The sequence below is a fragment of the Polaromonas sp. YR568 genome, assembly GCF_943369415.1.
Taxonomy (GTDB): Bacteria; Pseudomonadota; Gammaproteobacteria; order Burkholderiales; family Burkholderiaceae_C; genus Polaromonas.
This window is the reverse complement of the sequence record NZ_CALRNF020000047.1, coordinates 18374-38474: the sequence shown is the minus strand read 5'-3', so window position 1 is coordinate 38474 and position 20101 is coordinate 18374. Positions and strand designations below refer to the sequence as shown.

Annotated in this window: 16 protein-coding genes; 9 read left to right on the top strand and 7 right to left on the bottom strand. The window is 66.0% G+C overall.

The genetic code is table 11. The features are described 5' to 3' along the window. Positions 1-816 precede the first annotated feature (816 nt). Positions 817-1638 carry an NUDIX hydrolase gene (locus tag ACLV74_RS22990; RefSeq protein ID WP_411881749.1) on the top strand — a complete coding sequence of 274 codons (822 nt, stop codon included), beginning with the start codon at positions 817-819 and terminating at the stop codon, positions 1636-1638. Here the strand turns inward: ACLV74_RS22990 and ACLV74_RS22985 are convergent. From ACLV74_RS22985 to ACLV74_RS22975, 3 genes are read right to left on the bottom strand one after another with little or no spacing between them, the layout of a single operon-like run. Further along, on the bottom strand, positions 1635-3293 hold the full coding sequence (locus ACLV74_RS22985) for a Na/Pi cotransporter family protein (protein ID WP_411881748.1): 1659 nt from the start codon (positions 3291-3293) through the stop codon (positions 1635-1637). The two genes, ACLV74_RS22990 and ACLV74_RS22985, sit on opposite strands and share 4 nt — an antisense overlap. Beyond that, positions 3290-4489 carry an AGE family epimerase/isomerase gene (locus ACLV74_RS22980; RefSeq protein ID WP_411881747.1) on the bottom strand — a complete coding sequence of 400 codons (1200 nt, stop codon included), beginning with the start codon at positions 4487-4489 and terminating at the stop codon, positions 3290-3292. Before ACLV74_RS22980 ends, ACLV74_RS22985 begins: the two co-directional genes overlap by 4 nt. Further along, positions 4489-5346 carry a hypothetical protein gene (locus tag ACLV74_RS22975; RefSeq protein WP_411881746.1) on the bottom strand — a complete coding sequence of 286 codons (858 nt, stop codon included), beginning with the start codon at positions 5344-5346 and terminating at the stop codon, positions 4489-4491. Before ACLV74_RS22975 ends, ACLV74_RS22980 begins: the two co-directional genes overlap by 1 nt. A 105-nt stretch (positions 5347-5451) precedes the next feature. Here ACLV74_RS22975 and ACLV74_RS22970 point away from each other — a divergent pair, with 105 nt between their 5' ends. The 8 genes from ACLV74_RS22970 to ACLV74_RS22935 all read left to right on the top strand — a co-directional run bounded on the left by ACLV74_RS22970 (position 5452) and on the right by ACLV74_RS22935 (position 14951). Next, on the top strand, positions 5452-6495 hold the full coding sequence (locus ACLV74_RS22970) for a sugar-binding transcriptional regulator (protein WP_411881745.1): 1044 nt from the start codon (positions 5452-5454) through the stop codon (positions 6493-6495). Between the two features lie 198 nt (positions 6496-6693). After that, positions 6694-8022: an NAD(P)H-dependent oxidoreductase gene (locus ACLV74_RS22965; protein WP_411881744.1), complete on the top strand. Its 1329-nt coding sequence runs from the start codon at positions 6694-6696 to the stop codon at positions 8020-8022. Next, the gene (locus ACLV74_RS22960; RefSeq protein WP_411881743.1) at positions 8019-9044 is read left to right on the top strand and encodes a thiamine pyrophosphate-dependent dehydrogenase E1 component subunit alpha; all 1026 of its coding nucleotides are present in this window, start codon (positions 8019-8021) and stop codon (positions 9042-9044) included. The genes ACLV74_RS22965 and ACLV74_RS22960 overlap by 4 nt, the downstream gene beginning before the upstream one ends. Next, positions 9037-10035, top strand: coding sequence for an alpha-ketoacid dehydrogenase subunit beta (locus ACLV74_RS22955; protein WP_411881742.1), 999 nt, complete (start codon positions 9037-9039; stop codon positions 10033-10035). Before ACLV74_RS22960 ends, ACLV74_RS22955 begins: the two co-directional genes overlap by 8 nt. A 2-nt stretch (positions 10036-10037) precedes the next feature. Beyond that, positions 10038-11339, top strand: coding sequence for an acetoin dehydrogenase dihydrolipoyllysine-residue acetyltransferase subunit (locus tag ACLV74_RS22950; protein WP_411881741.1), 1302 nt, complete (start codon positions 10038-10040; stop codon positions 11337-11339). Beyond that, the gene (gene surE / locus ACLV74_RS22945) at positions 11336-12121 is read left to right on the top strand and encodes a 5'/3'-nucleotidase SurE (protein ID WP_411881740.1); all 786 of its coding nucleotides are present in this window, start codon (positions 11336-11338) and stop codon (positions 12119-12121) included. Before ACLV74_RS22950 ends, surE begins: the two co-directional genes overlap by 4 nt. 16 nt (positions 12122-12137) lie before the next feature. Continuing rightward, complete coding sequence (locus ACLV74_RS22940; RefSeq protein ID WP_411881739.1) at positions 12138-13745, top strand: alkaline phosphatase D family protein; 1608 nt, start codon at positions 12138-12140, stop codon at positions 13743-13745. Between the two features lie 243 nt (positions 13746-13988). After that, entirely contained in the window at positions 13989-14951 is a 963-nt protein-coding gene (locus tag ACLV74_RS22935; protein WP_411881738.1) for a tripartite tricarboxylate transporter substrate binding protein, read from the top strand. An 18-nt stretch (positions 14952-14969) separates the two neighbouring features. Here the strand turns inward: ACLV74_RS22935 and ACLV74_RS22930 are convergent, their stop codons facing one another. From ACLV74_RS22930 to ACLV74_RS22915, 4 genes are all read right to left on the bottom strand, one after another. Then, a complete protein-coding gene (locus ACLV74_RS22930; protein ID WP_411881737.1) occupies positions 14970-15557 on the bottom strand; it encodes a hypothetical protein in 588 nt (195 codons plus the stop codon). A gap of 13 nt (positions 15558-15570) precedes the next feature. Then, positions 15571-16071, bottom strand: a complete 501-nt coding sequence (gene lspA / locus ACLV74_RS22925) for a signal peptidase II (protein WP_411881736.1) — start codon at positions 16069-16071, stop codon at positions 15571-15573. Next, positions 16071-18902, bottom strand: a complete 2832-nt coding sequence (gene ileS / locus ACLV74_RS22920) for an isoleucine--tRNA ligase (RefSeq protein ID WP_411881735.1) — start codon at positions 18900-18902, stop codon at positions 16071-16073. The genes lspA and ileS overlap by 1 nt, the downstream gene beginning before the upstream one ends. A 108-nt stretch (positions 18903-19010) precedes the next feature. Beyond that, a complete protein-coding gene (locus ACLV74_RS22915; protein ID WP_411881734.1) occupies positions 19011-20042 on the bottom strand; it encodes a bifunctional riboflavin kinase/FAD synthetase in 1032 nt (343 codons plus the stop codon). Positions 20043-20101: the final 59 nt, after the last annotated feature.

Genomic DNA, 20101 nt, shown 5'->3' with positions numbered 1-20101 from the left:
ACCCTGGTTGCTGCGTCCCTCCGCTTCGCTACGGGCAACCTGCGGTGCTCGGTCCAGCCGGGGTCAAAAACAACTCGCCTGCGGCTCAAACAAGTTTTTGCCCTGATCCGTCTGGCCCTGCGCTCCTCGGCGCATCCACAAGGGGTGGGAGCGGGGAGTAGAAATACCAAACAGCCGAAGACAGGAATCCGAATACAGAAAACCACAAGGACACGCCATTGGCGTGTCCTTGTTTGTATTTGTCTTCCTTCTTGTCCCCTCTCCCTCTGGGAGAGGGTTAGGGTGAGGGCCAGCAGCCTTCGCACCCGCAGCTACACGTCAACCGCCGCCAACCCTGTCTTGCAGACCGCAGCCCAGGCGGAGCCTGGGCTTCTTCGCGCTGTCCAGATGCGCGCTGGCGCATCTGGAGCCGCAGCGCTCAGCCCCTGCCCTCTCCCAGAGGGAGAGGGAGTAAATTCATGGCCCCGCATCGCCGCTTGCTCCTGCTCTGCTCTTCTTTTTTTGTCCCCGCTCCCGATCCCGATTGCCCCTTGTGGATGCGCCGAGGAGCGCAGGTTCAGGCGGATCAGGGATCGCGTTGTTTGAGCGGAGTGAAACGCAGCGAGTTTAGCGAGACCCGCCTGGACCGAGCACCGCAGGTTGCCCGTAGCGAAGCGGAGGGACGCAGCAACCAGGGTCGCCTTTTCTTTGCTTACGTTCTTTTGGCGAAGCAAAAGAAAGTAAGTCGCCTGCCGGGGCGAGACCCGGCCAGCAGAACCAAGCAAAACACGCAACCCAAAACAATACCCCCGGAAGTAAACTGACAGCCTAAAGAACATGACAAACCCCACTTACAACCCCGAATGGCTGCGCACCCTCCGCGCCGGCGCAATCGTGCCCCCATTGCGCCCGCGCGTCCCCCTCTGGGCCGGTGAATCCGTGATCGGCTCGGTGGAACCCGGCTTCTTCCACAAACTGGCCCTGCATGCCATGACGGACGGCCACCACCCTTTGCTGAAGGAAGAGCACCCCGACGGCCTGGGCTGGCGCCTGATGGGGGATGTGACGACCAGCCTGAACAAGATCGCGGTGGCGCTGCATGAGGCCGGCCTGGCCGGCGCGTGGCGCGATGAGCAGCTCGCGGTGCCGGACCAGTTCGGCCACCGCAAGGGCACGGTGGAGCGCGCGGCCGTGCGGCCGCTGGGCATCACCACGCTGGCGGTGCACCTGGTCGGGCAGTCGCCCGATGGGCGTTATTGGGTGCAGCAGCGCGCCTTCGACAAATCCAACGACCCGGGCCTGTGGGACACGCTGATGGGCGGCATGGTGTCGGCGGCGGACACGGTGGAGACCGCGCTGGTGCGTGAGACCTGGGAGGAAGCCGGCCTGCACACGGCGGAGTTGCAGGCCGTGCGTTACGGCGGGCAGCTGAGGACGCGGCGCCCGTCCACCGACGGCAAGGGCGCGGGTTATGTGGTGGAAGACATCGACTGGTATGTCTGCACCGTGCCCGAGGGGCTGGTGCCGGACAACCAGGACGGCGAGGTCGAGCAGTTCCGTTTGATGGCGGCCGGGGAGCTGGTCGAGGCCCTGCAGCGCGGCGAGTTCACGACCGAAGCCGCGCTGATTTTTGCCGACGCCATGGGCTTGGCCGCTTAGCCCTGGTCGGTGAGCGCGGGCGCGCGCAGCCGGTTGGGCGCCAGCGCTCCGGCTGAATCGAGGATGGGGTAGGCGATGGAGCAGATGTGCGAGTTGATGCGCTTGAGGTCGCTGATCAGGTCGATGTGCAGCGAGCTGGTTTCCAGGCTTTGCACCGTGTTGGCTGACAGCCGTCCCAGGTGGGTGGTGGCGTAGGCGCGTTCCAGGTCGCGAAAGCGCGCTTTTTCTTCCAGCAGTTTTTGCGCGTCGCGCACCGAGCCGTTGAGGAACACGCTCATGCTCAGGCGCAGGTTGTCGACCAGCCGGTTGTGCAGCTCCACGATCTCGGCCATGCCGGCCTCCGAGAAATTGCGGCCGGGCTTGATCTTCTTGTCCTCGATGTCGATCAGCACGCGCTCGATGATGTCGCCGATCTGCTCCATGTTGATGGTGAAGCTGATGATGTCGGTCCAGCGGCGGCTCTCTTCCTCGGCCAGCGCCTCGCGCGAGATCTTGGTCAGGTAGTACTTGATCGACGAGTACAGCTGGTCGACCGAGTCGTCCATCTTGCGCAGCTCTTCGGCCAGCTTGAGGTCGTTTTTCTGGATGACTTCCAGCATGCCCAGCAGCATGCTCTCCACCACGTCGGCCTGGTGCAGCGCCTCGCGCGCGGCGTTCGAAATCGCCAGCGAAGGCGTGGACAGGGCCGACGGGTCCAGGTGGTTGGGGCGCTCGCCGGAGGTGGGCTTCTCGGCCTTGGGCAGGAGTTTTTGCGTGAGGCGGGCGACGGGGTTGGTCAGGCCGATGAAGGCGACCCCGACCACCACATTGAAGCTCAGGTGGAACAGCACGACCACGTTGGCCGGATCGCCCAGGAAGGGGCGCACGTGCAGCAGCCACGCGCTGATGAAGGGCGCGGTCACCACCACGCCGAGCAGCTTGAAGGCCAGCGTGCCTATGGGCACCTGCCGGGTTTCTATCGAGGATTTGGCGGTGGTCAGCACCGCCAGCAGGCCGCTGCCCAGGTTGGCGCCCAGCACCAGGCCCAGCGCCACGTCCAGCGGGATGCCGCCGGAGGATGCCAGCGTGGCGATCAGCAGGACCACGGCCAGGCTGGAGTAGGAAATCACCGCCAGCACCATGCCCAGCGTGATTTCCAGCAGCAGGTCGCTGCCGACCGAAGTGAACAGGGCCTTGACCGCGGGTGACTGCGTGAGCACCTCGGTGGAGGCGGTGACCAGGCGCAGCGCCAGCAGCATCAGGCCCAGCCCGATCAGGATGCGGCCTATGCGGCCGGAGGTGGAGGCCTGGCGCGGGATGAACATCACGACGCCGATAAAAATCAGCAGCGGCGACAGCCAGGACAAATCGAACGAGAACACGACGGCGATCAATGCGGTGCCGATGTCCGCGCCGCGCATCACGGCCAGCGCGGCGGGCAGGCTGATCAGCCCCTGGCCGACGAAGGAGGAAGTGATGAGGGCCGTGGCCGTGCTGGACTGCACCAGTGCCGTAACGCCTATGCCCGAGAGCGCCGCCGTGAACCGGTTGCCGACGCTGCGGGCCAGCACGTGGCGAAGGTTGGCGCCGAAGACCCGCAGGATGCCGGTGCGCACCAGGTGCGTGCCCCAGACCAGCAGCGCGATGGCCGCCAGGAGATTCAACAAATGCTTCATGCGGTGAGTGTCCGTTCTACAGGGCCCGTGCGGGATGCCGCGGGCGCGAGGGAGGCCAAGGGGGCCAGCAGGCCTTCAAGGCCGGTCATCAGGTGGTACAGCGAAGAGGCCGGCGAGGGCGCCAGGTCAAAGCCGCCGTCTTCGCGCTGCCATTCGTGCCACAGGCCCGGCACTTCAGCGGCAAGGAAACGCGTCAGGCCCGAAAAACTGCCGGCCACTGCGGCCTGGCTGTGGGTGGTGTCGCCCAGGCCTTGCGCGGCAAACAGCAGCGAGGTTCGCAGCCTTTCCGTCTGCGCCCACAGCCGCGCCCGGCGGTCGGTGGGTTCGCCGGCTTCATTGACGGCAAACAGCGCCACCTGCCGCGCGGCGTCTATGCCGAAAGAGCGGCCGAAGTTTTCTAGCGTAACGGCCTGGCTGCGTGCGTTGATGTCCAGCAAGCCTTCCGCCTGCAGCAACAGGTAAGCCCATTCAAACTGGTGGCCGGGTTCGTACAGCCGCTCCTGCGGCGCACCGAGCGGCGCCCAGCCGGCCGTGAAGAGTTCACCGACCGCGCCGTTGGCCGGGTTGATCAGGCGTGTGGTAGCCAGCTCGCACAGCGCCAGGGCCGCGGTGCGGAAATTTCCGTCAACCCCGGCGGCCACCCAGGCCAGCAATGCCTCGAGCAGATGCATGAGCGGGTTGGACTTGAGGATGGGCTGGTGCGGCAGGCCGTCGTAATAGCCGCCATCTCCGTGCGCCAGTGCGGCGTCGATTTTCCGCAGCAGGGTTTGCGCGGTGTCCAGCAATTCCCGCGGCCGGCCTTCGGCTTCATAGGCATGCGCCAGCGCGAACAAGACAAAGGCCTGATCGTAGAGGTCTATGGTTGGGTCGGCCGTGTCCAGCGTGCTGCGGAACAGGCCGTCGGGCCGTCGATAGCGCGACAGCATGAACGTGAGGCCGTGCCGCATGGCCGCCAGCCAGGGGCCGGTCCAGCCGAGGGCGCCGGCGCGGGCATACACATAGGTCTGCCGCGCCTGCACCCGCACCCGTACGGGTTTGCCGATGGGCTGGCCGTCCTGGCCTATCTTTTCATGGAAGCCGCCGCCTTCGTGGTCCGCGCCGCGTTCCCACCACAGGGGCAGGGCGGCGTCGAACAGCCAGTGTTTCGCGTGTCGGCTCGTGTCGGCAAGAAAAGAAGGAAAGGACTCTGGGGGCATCAAGCGTGGCGGAATAAAAAAGCGAGTTCGGCGGTGAGCAACTGGTCGTCGGCTTGTTGCAGCGCGGCTTCCAGCAAGGGCAGGCGCGCGGTGACGAGCTGCCCGGCCAGGCGCAGGCGTTCGCCGATGTCGGGGGTGGGATTGTCGCCGCTTTTGGCCAGGCCGACGGCGACCACCACGCTGAGAAGTTCAGGCAAGGCCGCCGGCGCATCCGTTTGCTGCGCCGGCTGGCCCGCCCAGGGCGGCAGGCTGGCGTCGCGCACCGGCTGCGCGGCGAGCAGGGCGCGCAGCACGGCGGCGCAGAGCGCGGCGTGGTCGCGCGGCACGGCGCCGGCTTGCTGCGCGCGGGCGATCAGGTCCGCGTGCTGCTCCAGCACCTGCCAGAAAGCCTCGTCGATGGCCTGCTGGCGCGCGATCAAAGCGCCGTCGGCCTTGCCGGACAGCGCGTGGCGCAGCAGCCAGTAAAAGGCATTGGTGAAAAGCTGCGAGGGATTTTTCGCGTCGGCTTGCAGAAGAAAGTAGTCACCCAGGGGTTGCAGTTCAAAGTGCAGGGTGCGGTAGGCCGCATCGGGCAGCACGGCAACGGCAGCGGCCTGCTGCGCGACCTGCAGCGTGGAGAAGGTGGCGTGGGCCGTCGAATCGATCAGGTGGTGCAGCTTGTGCAGCGTGCCGTCCTCGTTGCGCGGCTCGACCTGTTTGACGAAGCTGCCGCCCAGGTCCTGCAGCAGCCAGTGCGCGCCGCGCTGCAGGTTGAAGCCGAAGGTGCGCAACTCGTCCTTGAGCGCCAGCTGCATGGCGGTGCGCGCCGGCTGGAGGGTGCGGCCGGGGCGGTGGGTGGGCAGTATGTTGTGCGTCATGAGGATCCTGTCGGTGGTTTACGTTAGCATGACAGCCGGACGGGGAGGGCCTTAAGCCCGATTTTGCACCCCAAACCGGTCATTTCCCCAGAATCAGGAGCCGCCTTGCCCAAACCCGCGAAAACCCCCGCCGAAGGCAAAGCCGCGACACAGCCGCAGGTACCTGGTGAACTGGATGCGCCGCTCGCGGGCGCGGGTCCCAGCCAGCGCAACAAGCGCATGCGTTTGCGCGTGGCCTGGATGTATTTCGTCGAGGAGATGACGCAAAACGAGATCGCGCAGCGCCTGGGCATAGGCCGGGTCACCGTGGTGCGGCTGCTGTCGGACCTGCGCGAGCGCAACGAAATCAAGTTCAGCATAGAGACCGGCGTGCCCGAGTGCATCGCGCTGGAGCGCGAGCTCGAAAAACTCTTCGGCCTGGGCGAGGCGGTGGTGGCGCCGGTGTCCGACGCGGACGTTGACGCCACGGTGCCCATCGCCGCGGCCACCGGCCAGTACATGTCAGGCCTGCTGCGCCCCGGCATGCGCATCGGCGTGGGCTGGGGCCGCACGCTGCACGAGTCGCTGCGCTTCATGACTGAGGCGCCGGTCGCCGACCTCGGCGTGATTTCACTGCTGGGCGGCATCACCAAGGTCAGGCGCTTCAACCCGTCCGAGTTCGCCTGGCGGTTTTCCAGCCTGTTCCAGGCCGAGTGCTATTTGATGACGGCGCCCGCCGTCGTCGATTCGCCGCAGACGCGGCAGACCCTGATCGACTATTGCGGCCTGGGCGAGGTCTTCGACAACGCCAAACTGCTGGACGCGGTGCTGGTGAGCGTCGGCGACGTCTCGCCCGAGGGCACGGCCTACCGTTACGGCGTGATGCCCGAAGAGCTGCGCCGCCGTGTCGTGAAAATGGGCGCGGTTGGCGACCTGCTGTTTCACTATTACGACCGCAAGGGCGAACTGATCAACGACCCTATCCAGGGCCGCGTGATGTCGGTGCCTGTCGAAACCCTCAAGGCCGTGCCGCAGCGCATCCTGGCCTCGGGCGGCACCGGCAAGGCCCAGGCCCTGCTGGGCGCGCTGCGCCTGATCAGGCCCACCACGCTGATCACCGACGAGCACGCCGCCCGGGCGCTGATCAAGCTCGCCGGTCAGGCCGGCTAAAGCGCCGGCCAGCAGTTCTCCCACGTCTCGGGAATTACCCCTAAATCGCGGCTGATTGGCGTTCAGCCCGTGGTTTTTGCTTGCGCTCATGATGTACATAAGTATAAGATTAAGATCAAATGTACACAAGCGCGGAACAAAGCGCGGAAATTGAGCCGGCGGTGTCCCGGCTTCTCAATCGACGAAATGGGGTAATGGATGAATGGTTTTACGCCCAGCGGCCTGGCCGCTGACCTGCTCAAGCTAGAGGCTTCGGGCAAACCGGTGCGGATCGGACTGATAGGCTCGGGAATGATGGGCACGGACATCGTGACCCAGGTGCTGCAGATGCGTGGCATCGTGGTCGCGGCGATTGCCGACATCAACGTGCCGGCGGCCGTTGCCGCGCTGGCCGCCGCCGGCCACAACGCCGATGCCCACCGCATCGTCAACACCGCCAGCGCGCTGGAGCAGGCCATCCGCGACCGCCGCATCGCGATCACGCCGGATGCCCACCTGGTCTGCAGCTGCGGCCTGATCGACGTCGTCGTCGACGCGACCGGCAAACCCGCCGTCGGCGCGCAGATAGGCCTGACCGCGATGGAGCACGGCAAACACCTGGTGATGATGAACGTCGAGGCCGACGTCACCATAGGCGCCTACCTCAAACATGAAGCCGACCGCCTGGGCGTGATCTATTCGCTGGGCGCGGGCGACGAACCCAGCGCGGCCATCGAGCTGATCAACTTCGTCTCGGCGCTGGGCTACCCGGTGATCGCCGCCGGCAAGGGCAAGAACAACCCGCTCAACATCGACGCCACGCCCGACGATTACACCGAGGAAGCGCTCGGCAAGGGCCTGAACCCGCGCATGCTGGTCGAGTTCGTCGACGGCTCCAAGACCGCCGTCGAGATGTCGGCCATCGCCAACGCGACCGGCCTGGTGCCCGACATCGCCGGCATGCACGGCCCCAACGCCTCGCTGGAAGATTTGCACAAGGTGCTGTGCCCGGTCGCCGACGGCGGCATCCTCACGCGCAAGGGCGTGGTCGACTACACCGTCGGCAAGGGCGTGGCGCCCGGCGTGTTTGTGGTCGCCGAGATGGCGCACCCGCGGCTGCGCGAGCGCATGGACTACCTCAAGCTGGGCACCGGCCCTTACTACACCTTCTACCGGCCATACCACCTGTGCAGCCTGGAAGTGCCGCTGACCTGCGCCCGCGCAGTGCTCTACGGCCGCGCCGACATGGCGCCGCTGCCCAAGCCCACGGCCGAAGTCTGCGCGCTGGCCAAATGCGACCTCAAACCCGGCGACCGGCTGGACGCGATCGGCGAATACACCTACCGCGCCTGGGCCATGGCGGCCGGCGACGCGCGCGCGAAGAACGCCGTGCCTTGCGGCCTGATCGAGCGCGGCACGGTGACGGCGCACATCCGCAAGGGCGAGCTGCTGACCTACGCGAATGTCGCGGTCGACCCGGATTCGCGCATCGTTGAATTGCGCCGCCGCCAGGACGAGCTGGTTTACGGCGTGCTGGAGCACGCATGAACGCAGTGCTCAAACCCACAACACCTGAGGCCTACACCCGCCTGGGCAAGGCGGCCCTGCACAAGGCGCTGCGCCAGATGGTGCTGATTCGCCGCTTTGAAGAGGGCGCCGAGCAGGCCTATATGCGCGGCCTGGTGCACGGCACCATGCACCTGTCGATAGGCCAGGAAGCCAGCGCCGTCGGCGTCGGCATCAACCTGGGCGCGGCGGACTGCATCACCTCCACGCACCGGGGCCACGGCCACTGCATCGCCAAGGGCGCGGAGCCCAAATACATGTTCGCCGAATTCTTCGGCAAGGACACCGGCTACTGCCGCGGCCGCGGCGGCTCCATGCACATCGCCGACGTGGCGGGCGGAAACCTGGGCGCCAACGGCATTGTCGGCGGCGGCATCCCTATTGCGGTCGGCGCGGCGCTGGCGCTCAAGCAGATGAAAAAGCCCAACGTGGTCGTCTGCTTTTTCGGCGACGGCGCCAACAACGAGGGCGCTTTCCATGAAGGCCTGAACATGGCGGCGATCTGGAAGCTGCCTGTGGTGTTTGTCTGCGAGAACAACAAGTACGGCATGTCGACTTCCACCGAGCGCTCCACCGCGGTGAAAAAAATCGCCACGCGCGCCCTGGCCTACGACATGCCCGGCCTCACGATTGACGGCAACAGCTTTGCCGACGTCGCCGAAGCGGCGCACACGGCGATTGAACGCGCGCGCGCCGGCGGCGGCCCGACCCTGATCGAATGCCTGACCTACCGGCACCGCGGCCACTCCAAGAGCGACCGCAACCGCTACCGGACCAAGGAAGAGATCGAGTCCTGGGTCGAACGCGACCCCATCGTGCTGTTCGAGCAGGATTTGCTCAGGCACGGGATGATTGAACAACATGAAGTGGATGAACTGGTGAAGAGCGTTGAAAAGGAAATCGAGGACTCGATAGAGTTCGCCAAGGACAGCCCGGCGCCCGACATCGCCAGCCTGACCGACTTCGTCTATGCCTCGCCCGTGGCGGAGGCCGCCCATGGCTGAAGCGGTGCGTGAACTGACTTATTCGCAGGCCATCCAGGAAGCGCTGGGCATCGCCATGGAGCGCGACGAGCGCGTCTTCCTGATGGGCGAGGACATCGGCGTCTACGGCGGCGCTTTCCAGGTCACCGGCGACCTGGTGCAGCGCTTCGGCGAAGACCGCGTGATGGACACGCCGATTTCCGAACTCGGCGGCGCGGGCGTCGCGGTCGGCGCGGCCCTGATGGGGCGCCGGCCGGTCTATGAATTCCAGTTCTCCGACTTTGCCTCGCTGGCGATGGAGCAGATCGTCAACCAGGCCGCCAAGATGCGTTTCATGCTGGGCGGCAAGGCTTCGGTGCCGCTGGTCATGCGTTTCCCGAGCGGCTCCGGCACCGGCGCCGCGGCCCAGCACAGCCAGAGTCTGGAAGCCTGGTTCGCCCACGTGCCAGGCCTCAAGGTGGTGCAGCCCTCGACGCCGCACGATGCCAAGGGCATGCTGCTGGCCGCCATCGAGGACCCGGACCCGGTGATGTTCTTCGAGCACAAGCTGCTCTACAAGATGAAGGGGCCTGTGCCCGAAGGCTATTACACCGAGCCGCTGCACGAGGCGCGCGTGCGCCGCGAAGGCACGGACCTCACGATTGCCGCGACTGCCATCATGGTGCACCGCGCGCTGGAAGCGGCCGAGCAACTCGCGGCCCAGGGTATTTCGGCCGAGGTGGTCGACTTGCGTTCGCTACGGCCGCTGGACCACTCCACGCTGATCAGGAGCGTGAGCAAGACCACCCGCCTGATCTGCGTCTACGAAGGCACCAAGCAGCTGGGCATAGGCGCCGAGGTCAGCGCGATGATCGCCGAGAGTTCGGCCTTCGACCGGCTGGACGCACCCATCATCCGCCTGGGCGGCGCGGACTGCCCCTTGCCCTACAACCCCGAGCTGGAAAAAGCCGCGGTGCCCCAGGTGCCCGACATCGTCGCGGCCGCGCGCCGTTCGCTGCTGGTGAGGGCCTGAGCATGGCGGTGGAACTGATACTGCCGCGCGTCGACATGGACATGAGTGAAGGCAAGATCGCGCACTGGTATGTCAAGAACGGCGACACCGTCACCAAGGGCCAGGTCGTGTTCGAGATAGAGACCGACAAGGCGACGATGGAGATCGACGCGGCGGCCGACGGCATCGTGCAAGGCATAGACGGCGTGGTGGGTGTCACCATGCCGGTGGGGCAGATCGTCGGCTGGATTTTGCAGCCCGGTGAGGCGGTGCCTGCGTCGGGTGTTCCAGGTGCGGCGCCCGATGCGCCGCAGGCTGTGGCCGAAGTCGTAGCGCCTGTCGCCGTTGCCGCCGCGCCTGAAGTGAGTGCCGCAAGCCAACAAAGCCTGCTGCGCGCCACACCGCTGGCCCGCAGCCTGGCGCGTGAGCGCGGCATTGATTTGAACAAGGTCAGCGGCTCGGGCCCGGACGGCCGCGTGCTGGCCGCCGACCTTGCGGGCGCGAAACGCGCTGCCGGCCAGGCTTCCACCGGCGCACTGAACCTGAACTGGTTTTCACGCCACGAGGGCGCGCCGCTGGTGCTGCTCCATGGCTTTGGCACCTCGCAAGGATCGTGGCGCCTGCTGGCCGACCAGCTGCGCGACCTTCCCGTGCTGGGCATAGACCTGCCCAACCACGGGAAGTCGCCGCGCGCCGAGACGCTCAACTTTGAGGCCGTCGCGCAGGCCGTGCTGGAGCGGCTGGACAGCGAAGGCATCAACGAAGTCCACCTGCTGGGCCATTCCATGGGCGGCGGCACGGCGCTGGCCTTGTCGGGCCTGCTCGGTTCGCGCCTGCGCTCGCTGACGCTGCTGGCGCCCGCCGGCCTGGGCCCCGAGATCAACGGCGCCTTTATTGACGGCATACTGCGCGCGAACAGCGAAGTCAGCCTGCGACCCTGGCTGGTGCAGCTGTTCGGCGACGCTTCGCGCCTGAGCGGCTCTTTTGTCGCGACGGCTTTGCAGGAACTCGGCAATGAGACCAAGCGCGCGGGCCTCGCCGCCATGGCGGCCAGCCTCTTGCCCGACGGCACCCAGGCCGAATCGCTGCGCGGCCGCCTTGAGGGAATCGGCGGGCTTGTCATACCCGTGAAACTGCTCTGGGGTACGCTGGACCGCGTACTGCCGATACACCAGGCAGCAGGCCTGCCCGCCCACGTGGCGGTGCATACACTGGGCGGCATAGGCCACCTGCCGCAGATCGAGGCGGCGCCGCTGGTGGCGGCCCTGGTGCGGCAGCAGATCGGTGCCTCGGCTTCTATTTCTTCTTTCCTTCAGCCCTCATGACCTCTGCCCTGCGAATTTTGGTGAGCAACGACGACGGCCACTTCGCGCCGGGGCTGGCCGCGCTGGAGCGCGCCGCCGCCGGCCTGAGCGACGACGTCTGGGTGGTGGCACCCCAGGACAAGCGCAGCAGCAAGGGCCACAGCATTTCGCTGCATGAACCTTTCACCATGACGCGGCTGGGCGTGCGGCGTTATGCCTGCTCGGGCACGCCGGCCGACTGCGCCATCGCGGCCTTTGCCTGGCTGTTCGCCGACTCGCCCAAACCCACGCTGGTGCTCTCGGGCATCAACGACGGCCGCAACATCGCCGAAGACATCGCCTACTCGGGCACCATGGCGATTGCGCGCGAGGCCAGCTTCTGGGGCGTGCCGGCCATCGGTTTTTCCGCGCCCAACGGCAGCAACTTTGAATCGCCCGAGGTCGCCGCCTGGCTGGCGCGCCTGGTGCGCCATTTCGGCGAGACCGTGGAAGCCTGGCACCAGCCCGACACCTGGCTCAGCATCAACCTGCCGGCCGCGCTGCCCGCGCCGCTGCGCCATGCGGCGCCCGGCCGGGCCAAGATCGCGCCCAGCATCACGGCTGAAAAATCCGGGCCCGACACGACGGTGCTGCGTTACGACAAGGGCCGTTCCGGCACCATCGCGGCCGGCGACGAGCAAACACAGCTCGAAGCAGGGTTTGCGACGGTTTACCGGCTGCGCTGGAATGGCTACGCTAGCCTGGAAGATTCACTGCTGGACGGCATCAACAACGCCGCCCTGACATCCACCACCCATCCCTGACGAGATCGCTTTGGCCATGAACCCTTTCGACTTGCCCCTCAAGGTTTTGCGCAACCTGCCAAGCCCGCTCGACCTGCCGCTGGCGCTCAAGGAGCTCTCTGACGGCATGCGCGCCCGCACCATGCCGCGGCCGTCGGTCACCACGAAGAAGCAGTTGCCGCTGGCCGACGACAGCCAGGTCAGCGGCATACAGATAGGCGAGGTCAGCGGCGACGCGGCCATCGTCTGGGCGCGCCTGCCGTATGCGGCCGACGTCGAGATCGCCTGGAGCGCGGACGGCGAGGCCGGCCCCTGGAACACGCTGCGTGCGCCGCAGGCGCTCGACGTGACCGACTACACCACGCGCGTCCAGCTTTCAGGCCTGCCGCGCAATGCGACGATTTCGCTCGCCGTCACCGCCCACGGCCTGGAAGCCGCGCATGCCGAGGCCTGGGTGCGGCGCTCCAGCTTCCGCTCCGCGCCCGACGCCGCGCGGCCCATCCGCTTTGCCTGGTCGGCCGACGTCAACGGCCAGGGTTTTGGCATCAATCCCGAGTGGGGCGGCCTGAAGATGTTTGACACCATACGCCGGCGCGAACTCGATTTCTTCGTGCACTGCGGCGACACGATTTACGCCGACCACCCGCTGCAGCACAAGGTCGACGACGAGCGCGGCCGCAGCTGGACCAATGTGGTGACCCTGGCCAAGACCCGTGTCGCCGAAACCATAGAAGACTACCGCGGCAACTTCCGCTACAACTGGCTGGATCCGCACTTCACGAAGTTCTGCGCCGAGGTGCCGCAAATCATCATGTGGGACGACCATGAGGTCGTCAACAACTGGTCGCCCTCGCTGGACCTGATGCGCGACAAGCGCTACGTGATCAAGGACCTCAAGCTGCTGGCCGCGACGGCCGCGCGCGCCTTCCGCGAATACTCGCCCATGCCGCTGGAAGGCTTTGGCGGCGCCGGCCTGCTGTACCGCCGCGTGCAGTACGGGCCGCTGCTCGACGTATTCGTCGTCGACATGCAGACGCACCGCGGGCCGAACTCGCACAACACGCAGACCGAAGGCCCGGGCACGGTCTTCCTCGGCGAGGCGCAAATCCAATGGCTGCAGCAGGAGTTGCTCGCGTCCAAAGCACAGTGGAAGGTCGTCGCGGCGGGCATGCCCATAGGCACCAACGTGGCCGATGGCCATGACGCCGAGGGCCGGGTCAAGTGGCAGGGCGTGGCCAATGGCGACGACGGCGAGCCCAGCGGCCGCGAGATCGAGCTGGCCGGCCTGCTGTCCTTCATCAAGGCCAATGCCATCCACAACATCGTCTGGCTCTGCGCCGACGTGCATTACACGGCCGCGCATTATTTCGATCCCGAGCAGGCGGTGTTCAAGGATTTCCTGCCCTTCTGGGAGTTTGTGTCGGGGCCGCTGCATGCGGGCTCGTACGGGCCTTTCAATCCCGATGCGACCTTCGGCAACCAGGTGCGCTATTCGCGCGCCTCGCCGGTGCGCGGCGCCAGCCCGGCCGCCGGTTACCAGTTTTTCGGCGAGGTCGAGATTGATCCCGCTTCGCGTTGCCTCACGGTCAAGTTGTGCGACCTTGAGGGGACGGTGCTGCATACGGAGGTGATAGCGCCGCAATAGCCACGGTTTGGTGCAGAGGCCGCAGCCCCTCACCCCAACCCTCTCCCAGAAGGGAGAGGGGCAAGAAAAATTGACTCCCTCATCCGGAGGTAGGGGCAAGGGAATTACTCCCTCTCCCCCTGGGAGAGGGCAGGGGTGAGGGCCGGCGGCGCACGAAGATGCCGCAGCCTCACTCCTGGGAAGCAAGAAGCAGAGTTTTTCGTGACAGCATTTGATAACTAAATAGACAGCTAGGAGACAAACATGAAACGACGTTCCCTGATCCAGGCGGCCGGTGGGCTTGCCGCTTTTTGCGCCGTGGCGCAACTGCGGGCCCAGCCCTCGGCGATTTCCAAAATCATCGTGCCGTTCGCGCCCGGCGCGGGCAGCGATGCCATGGCGAGGTTTTTCGGTTCCGAACTGAGCAAGTCCATGGGCCGGCAGTTCGTCATCGACAACCGCACCGGCGCCGGCGGTGCGGTGGGCGCAGACCTGGTGGCCAAGGCGCCGCCCGACGGCCAGACCCTGCTGTTCATCGCCTCGCCGTTCACGACGGTGGCGGCCTCAGGCGGCACGCCCAAATACGACCCCACGCAGTTCGCGCCCGTGGCCATCATGGGCGCCGGCCCGCTGCTGTTTGCCTCGCACCCCACCCTGCCGGGCAACAACCTGCGCGAGACCATTGAGCACATCAAGACCAACCCTGGCAAGTACAACTACGGCTCGGCCGGCAGCGGCAGCATCAACCACCTGGTGGTGGAGCTGCTCAAGCAGCGCACCGGCACCTCGATTGTTCACATCCCTTACCGCGGCATCGCCTTTGCGACCACCGACCTGCTGGCCGGCCAGCTCCAGTTCATGACGGGCAGCGTGCCGGCCCTGATGCCCTACATCAAGGACGGCAAGATCAAGGCCCTGGCGCTGACCTCGAAGGACCGCGCACCCAGCGTGCCCGGCGTTCCGGGCATGGAGGAACTCGGCTTCAAGGACTTCGACGTCAACAACTACTGGGGCCTGATGGCGCCTCCGGGCACGCCGGCTGCGATCACGTCGGAGCTCAACGCCGCGATCAACAAGCTGATCGCGCAACCGGCCGTGACCGCGCGGCTGCGCCAGGATGCGACCGAGCCGACTTCTCTCGAAGGCGCGGCGATCACGGCCTATGTGGCGGCCGACTACCAGCGCTGGAAGCACCTGATTACCTCGACGAATATGAAGTTGGGCTGAGCCCTGCGAAGTGCGGTTTCAGGAGCGCTGGCGCGCAAGTGCCAGCGCTTTTTGCATGGCGGGCCTGTGTTCGATCAGCGAGCGGCTTTGCCAGGCCGGTTGCAGCCCCGTCATCTGGTCGAGAAAACAGGGTGCGGTCGAGGCGTCTTCGGCGACGTTCTCGACGTAGCTGGCCCAGCGCGGGCCGGCCAGCGCCGCCGCATCCAGCGTGAGCGCGGCCGTGCCGGCGTTTGTGTGCAGGGCCTGTAGCAGGGTCAGCACAAAGCTTGTGAGGGGAACGGCGGCCGCCGTGGCGGGAACATCGCGCAGCACAGGCGGCTGGGTTTCCAGCAGCTTTTGCAGCAGCAGCCCCAGGATGAAATGCCGGAAATCGGCGCCGTCCAGCGCCTCGTAAGGCGTGTACAGCTCCACCAGTTCGGCCCAGGAGAAGAAGGCCTTGGCCAGGCTTTCTTCATCGATCACCCAGCTTGAAGAAGGCGCCACTGCCTGGCTTTGCAGCGCCTGGTGGAAAGCCGGCCTGAACCAGCTCCAGCTTTGCGCCCGGGAATGCAGGGTGGGCTCGCCGGCCCAGTCCGCTGCCAGTGCGTCAAGGATGGAGGCTGTCATGAATCGCCGGCGTTCAGCGCGTGCCGCGAACCCGCAGCAGTTCGTCGAGGATCAGGCAGACCGCGCCTATGGTGATAGCGGCGTCGGCGATGTTGAAGGAGGGGAAGTACCAGCCGGCCCAGTGGAACTGCAGGAAGTCCACGACGTAGCCGTGCATGGTGCGGTCTATGACGTTGCCCAGCGCGCCGCCCAGGATGCAGGCCAGCGCGAAGGAGAACAGCTTTTGCCCCGGATGCGAGCGCAGCATCCACAAAATGAACAGCGCCGCGGCCAGGCCGATGGCGGTGAAAAACCAGCGCTGCCAGCCCGACGCCGTCGCCAGGAAGGAAAACGCCGCGCCGGTGTTGTGCACCCGCACGACGTTGAAGAAGCTGGTCACATAGGTGGAATCGCCCAGGTGGTAGTAACCCAGAATCAGCACCTTGGTGAACTGGTCGGCGATCAGGATGATCAGCGCCAGGCCCAGCCAGGGGAGCAGCGAGCTGGAGGAACGGGTGAAGGTGGTTTTTGCCATTACGCGTATTTCCGGTCTTCACCGGCGCCGAACAGGTTGCTGGTGCAGCGGCCGCAGATCGTCGGGTGGGCCGGGTCGTGGCCCACGTCGGCGCGGTAGTGCCAGCAGCGGTCGCACTTGGCATCGGTGCTGGGCGTTACCCTGGTCGAAACAGCGCTTCCTGCAGCCGCTTCGATGGCGGAGGTGATGAAGACGAACTTCAAATCGTCGCCCAGGCTGGTGAGCAGCGCGAGGTCGTCGGCCGGCACTTCCAGCACCACGTTGGCCTGCAGGGAGGAGCCCACCTTGCCGTCGGCGCGCAGGGTTTCGATGTCCTTGTTGACGGCGTCGCGCAACTCGCGGATGCGCGACCATTTGGCCAGCAGCGCCGTGTCGGGCGCGGGGAATTCGGAGTAGGTTTCCATGAAGATGGATTCCGAGGAACCGAAGACCTTCCAGGCCTCTTCCGCCGTGAAGCTCAGGAAAGGCGCCATCCAGCGCAGCATGGCGTGCGTGATCTGCCAGAGCGCGGTCTGCGCGCTGCGGCGGGCCAGCGATTTGGGGCCGGTGGTATAGAGCCGGTCCTTGAGGATGTCGAGGTAGAAAGAGCCCAGGTCTTCGCTGCAATAGATCTGCAGCTTGGAGACCACCGGGTGGAACTCATAGACCTCGTAGTGCGCCAGGATGTCGGCCTGCAACTGCGACGCGCGGCTCAGCGCGTAGCGGTCGATTTCCAGCATCTGCTCAAACGGCACGGAATCCTTGGCCGGGTCGAAGTCGCTGACGTTGGCCATCAGGAAACGCAGCGTGTTGCGGATGCGGCGATAGGCGTCGACCACGCGGGCCAGGATCTTGTCGTCGATGCCCAGGTCGCCCGAGTAGTCGGTCGAGGCGCACCACAGGCGGATGATCTCGGCGCCCAGCTTGTCGCTGACTTCCTGCGGCACCACGACGTTGCCTTCGCTCTTGCTCATCTTGCGGCCCTTGCCGTCCACGGTGAAGCCGTGCGTCAGCAGGCCCTTGTAGGGTGCGCGGTCGTACATCGCGCAGGCGGTGAGCAGCGAGGAATGGAACCAGCCGCGGTGCTGGTCGTGGCCTTCAAGGTACAGGTCTGCCGGCCAGGTCGACTGCGCGGCGTGGCTGTGGCGCAGCACGTGGTCGTGCGTGGTGCCGGAGTCGAACCAGACGTCGAGGATGTCGGTGCTCTTGATGTAGTCGGCGGCTTCGGCGCCCAGGATGGATTCGGCGCTGGCCTTGCTCCAGGCCTCGATGCCGCCGGCTTCCACCATGCGGGCGGCCTGGTCCATGATTTCCATGGTGCGCGGGTGCAGTTCGCCGGTGGCGGTGTGGATGAAAAAGGGCAGGGGCACGCCCCAGTTGCGCTGGCGGCTGATGCACCAGTCGGGCCGCCCGGCGATCATGTCGCGCAGGCGGACCTTGCCGTTTTCGGGGTAGAAGCTGGTCTCCTCGATGGCGGCCAGGGCCAGTTCGCGCAGGGTCTTGCCGGCCTTGTCGCTGGCGAACACGCCCTGGGTGCCGGCGGTTTCGGCGTCCATGCGGATGAACCACTGGGCCGCCGCGCGGTAGATCACCGGCGTCTTGTGGCGCCAGCAGTGCGGGTAGCTGTGCAGGATGTCGTGCGTGGCGAAAAGGCGGCCGTGCTCGCGCAGCTTCTCGATGACCAGCGGCGCGGCTTTCCAGATGTTGAGGCCGCCGAACAGGGGCAACTCGTCGACGTAGCGGCCGTTGCCCTGTACCGGGTTCAGGATGTCGTCGTAGGCGATGCCGTTGGCCACGCAGGAGTTAAAGTCTTCCACGCCGTAGGCGGGCGAGGAGTGCACGATACCCGTGCCGTCGTCGGCGGTGGCATAGTCGGCCAGGAACACCGGGCTGAAACGTTTGTAGCCGGGATCGACGTCGTAGAACGGATGCTCGAAGTTGATGTTCGCGAGGTTTTCGCCCTTGGTGACGGCGATGACGCGGCCTTCCAGCTGGTAGCGCTCCAGGCATTTTTCGACCAGCACCGATGCCAGCACCAGCAGCCCGCGCTCGGTGTCCACCAGCGAGTATTCGAGTTCGGGGTTCAGGTTCAGCGCCTGGTTGGCGGGGATGGTCCAGGCGGTGGTCGTCCAGATGACCGCGAAGGCCTCCTTGCGCAGCACGGCCTGGCCGAAAGCCAGTGCCAGTTTTTGCGGCTCGGCGCATTTGAAGCCGACGTCCAGCGTGCTGGATTTTTTGTCGGCGTATTCGATTTCAAACTCGGCCAGCGACGAGCCGCAGTCGAAGCACCAGTAAACCGGCTTCAGGCCGCGGTAGACGAACCCACGCTCCATGATGCGTTTGAGGGCGCGGATTTCGTTGGCCTCGTTGCCGAAGTCCATGGTGCGGTAGGGGTTGTCCCATTCGCCGAGCACGCCCAGGCGCTTGAAGTCGGCCATCTGGCCGGCGATCTGTTCGGTGGCGAAGGCGCGGCTCTTGGCCTGCACCTCGTCGCGCGGCAGGTTGCGGCCGTGCAGTTTTTCGATGGCGTTCTCGATCGGCAGGCCGTGGCAGTCCCAGCCGGGCACGTAGATGGCGTCCAGGCCTTTGAGCTGGCGCGCCTTGACGATCATGTCCTTGAGGACTTTGTTGACGGCGTGGCCGATGTGGATCTTGCCGTTGGCGTAGGGCGGGCCGTCGTGCAGCACGAACCTGGGCTTGCCGGCGCGCACGTCGCGCAGTTTTTTGTAAATGCCTTTGTCATCCCATTCCTGGGTCCAGCCGGCCTCGCGTTTGGGCAGGTCGCCGCGCATGGGGAAGGGGGTGTCGGGCAGGTTCAGGGTGCTGCGGTAATCGGTTTTGGTCTCGGACATGGGATGCTTTTGTTAGGGCGGCCTGTAAGAGGCGGGGCCGCCGGCAATACGGTGGGGAGGAAAGCCATCCGCCATGAAGCAGGGCGGGGCCAGAGGCGACGAGATCGTCTAAATTCGGTCGCGCGTGGTCTGGCGGCTGGTTTCCGTGTGCATGGCGGCCGAAAACGACTGGGGCTGGGCAAAAAACGCCCGCGCCTCATCGCAGTCCTTGGCGATGCCGGTTTTCAGGCTCTCCAGACTGTCGTATTTCAGTTCGTCATGCAGTTTGTGCAGCAGTTCCACGCGGATGATTTTACCGTATGCCCCCTCGGGCCCAAGGGCGGCGGGCCATTCGAGGCAATGCGTCTCCAGCAGTACCCGCCCGCCATTGACGTCGGCCGGGTCCAGCGAAGGGCGTATGCCCAGGTTGGCCACGCCGGGGATGGGCTTTTCGCCCAGGCCGTGCACCCGCACCGCAAAAATCCCGCTGGCGGCCGGTTTCCAGTGCGAAAAGCGCAGGTTGAGGGTGCGAAAACCGAGGTCGCGCCCCAGCTTGCGGCCGTGCACCACATGGCCGGAGATGCTGTAGGGCCGGCCCAGCAGGCCGGCGACGCGGTCCATGCGGCCCTGGGCCAGCGCTTCCCGCACGGCGGAACTCGACACGCGCGTGCCATGCACCTCGTAGCTGTTCATGCGGGCCACGTCAAAACCCAGGCGTTCGCCGGCTGCGTCCAGCATGGCGTAGTCGCCCACGCGTTTGGCGCCGAAGCGGAAGTCGTCGCCCACCAGCACGTATTGGGCGCCCAGGCCGCGCACCAGCACGTCCTGGATAAAGGACTGGGCCGGCTGGGCGGCCAGCGCAGCATTGAAGGGCAGCACTACGCACTGGTCTATGCCGCAGCGCGCCAGTTCGGTGAGCTTGTCGCGCAGGGTGGCGATGCGGGCCGGCGCCAGTTCGGGCTTGCGGGCGGCCTTGGCGAAATAGTCGCGCGGATGCGGTTCGAAGCTCATCACGCAGCTGGGCACGCCGCGGTGCTGGGCTTCGTTTTTCAGCAATGCCAGCATGGCCTGGTGGCCGCGGTGCACGCCGTCGAAGTTGCCTATCGTCAGCGCGCAGTGCGCCGCCTGCTGGGGATGTTGGTAGCCGCGGAAAACTTTCATGGGGGCAATTATCGTTTTTGTAGCGCCGGAGCACGGTTGAACGGGGCCTGAACGTGGTT

Excerpts from the sequence above, each read along its gene's own strand:
- ACLV74_RS22990 (WP_411881749.1), top strand. The coding sequence starts at position 817 with ATGACAAACCCCACTTACAACCCCGAATGGCTGCGCACCCTCCGCGCC.
- ACLV74_RS22985 (WP_411881748.1), bottom strand. The coding sequence starts at position 3,293 with ATGAAGCATTTGTTGAATCTCCTGGCGGCCATCGCGCTGCTGGTCTGG.
- ACLV74_RS22980 (WP_411881747.1), bottom strand. The coding sequence starts at position 4,489 with ATGCCCCCAGAGTCCTTTCCTTCTTTTCTTGCCGACACGAGCCGACAC.
- ACLV74_RS22975 (WP_411881746.1), bottom strand. The coding sequence starts at position 5,346 with ATGACGCACAACATACTGCCCACCCACCGCCCCGGCCGCACCCTCCAG.
- ACLV74_RS22965 (WP_411881744.1), top strand. The coding sequence starts at position 6,694 with ATGAATGGTTTTACGCCCAGCGGCCTGGCCGCTGACCTGCTCAAGCTA.
- ACLV74_RS22960 (WP_411881743.1), top strand. The coding sequence starts at position 8,019 with ATGAACGCAGTGCTCAAACCCACAACACCTGAGGCCTACACCCGCCTG.
- ACLV74_RS22955 (WP_411881742.1), top strand. The coding sequence starts at position 9,037 with ATGGCTGAAGCGGTGCGTGAACTGACTTATTCGCAGGCCATCCAGGAA.
- ACLV74_RS22950 (WP_411881741.1), top strand. The coding sequence starts at position 10,038 with ATGGCGGTGGAACTGATACTGCCGCGCGTCGACATGGACATGAGTGAA.
- surE (WP_411881740.1), top strand. The coding sequence starts at position 11,336 with ATGACCTCTGCCCTGCGAATTTTGGTGAGCAACGACGACGGCCACTTC.
- ACLV74_RS22940 (WP_411881739.1), top strand. The coding sequence starts at position 12,138 with ATGAACCCTTTCGACTTGCCCCTCAAGGTTTTGCGCAACCTGCCAAGC.
- ACLV74_RS22935 (WP_411881738.1), top strand. The coding sequence starts at position 13,989 with ATGAAACGACGTTCCCTGATCCAGGCGGCCGGTGGGCTTGCCGCTTTT.
- ACLV74_RS22930 (WP_411881737.1), bottom strand. The coding sequence starts at position 15,557 with ATGACAGCCTCCATCCTTGACGCACTGGCAGCGGACTGGGCCGGCGAG.
- lspA (WP_411881736.1), bottom strand. The coding sequence starts at position 16,071 with ATGGCAAAAACCACCTTCACCCGTTCCTCCAGCTCGCTGCTCCCCTGG.
- ileS (WP_411881735.1), bottom strand. The coding sequence starts at position 18,902 with ATGTCCGAGACCAAAACCGATTACCGCAGCACCCTGAACCTGCCCGAC.
- ACLV74_RS22915 (WP_411881734.1), bottom strand. The coding sequence starts at position 20,042 with ATGAAAGTTTTCCGCGGCTACCAACATCCCCAGCAGGCGGCGCACTGC.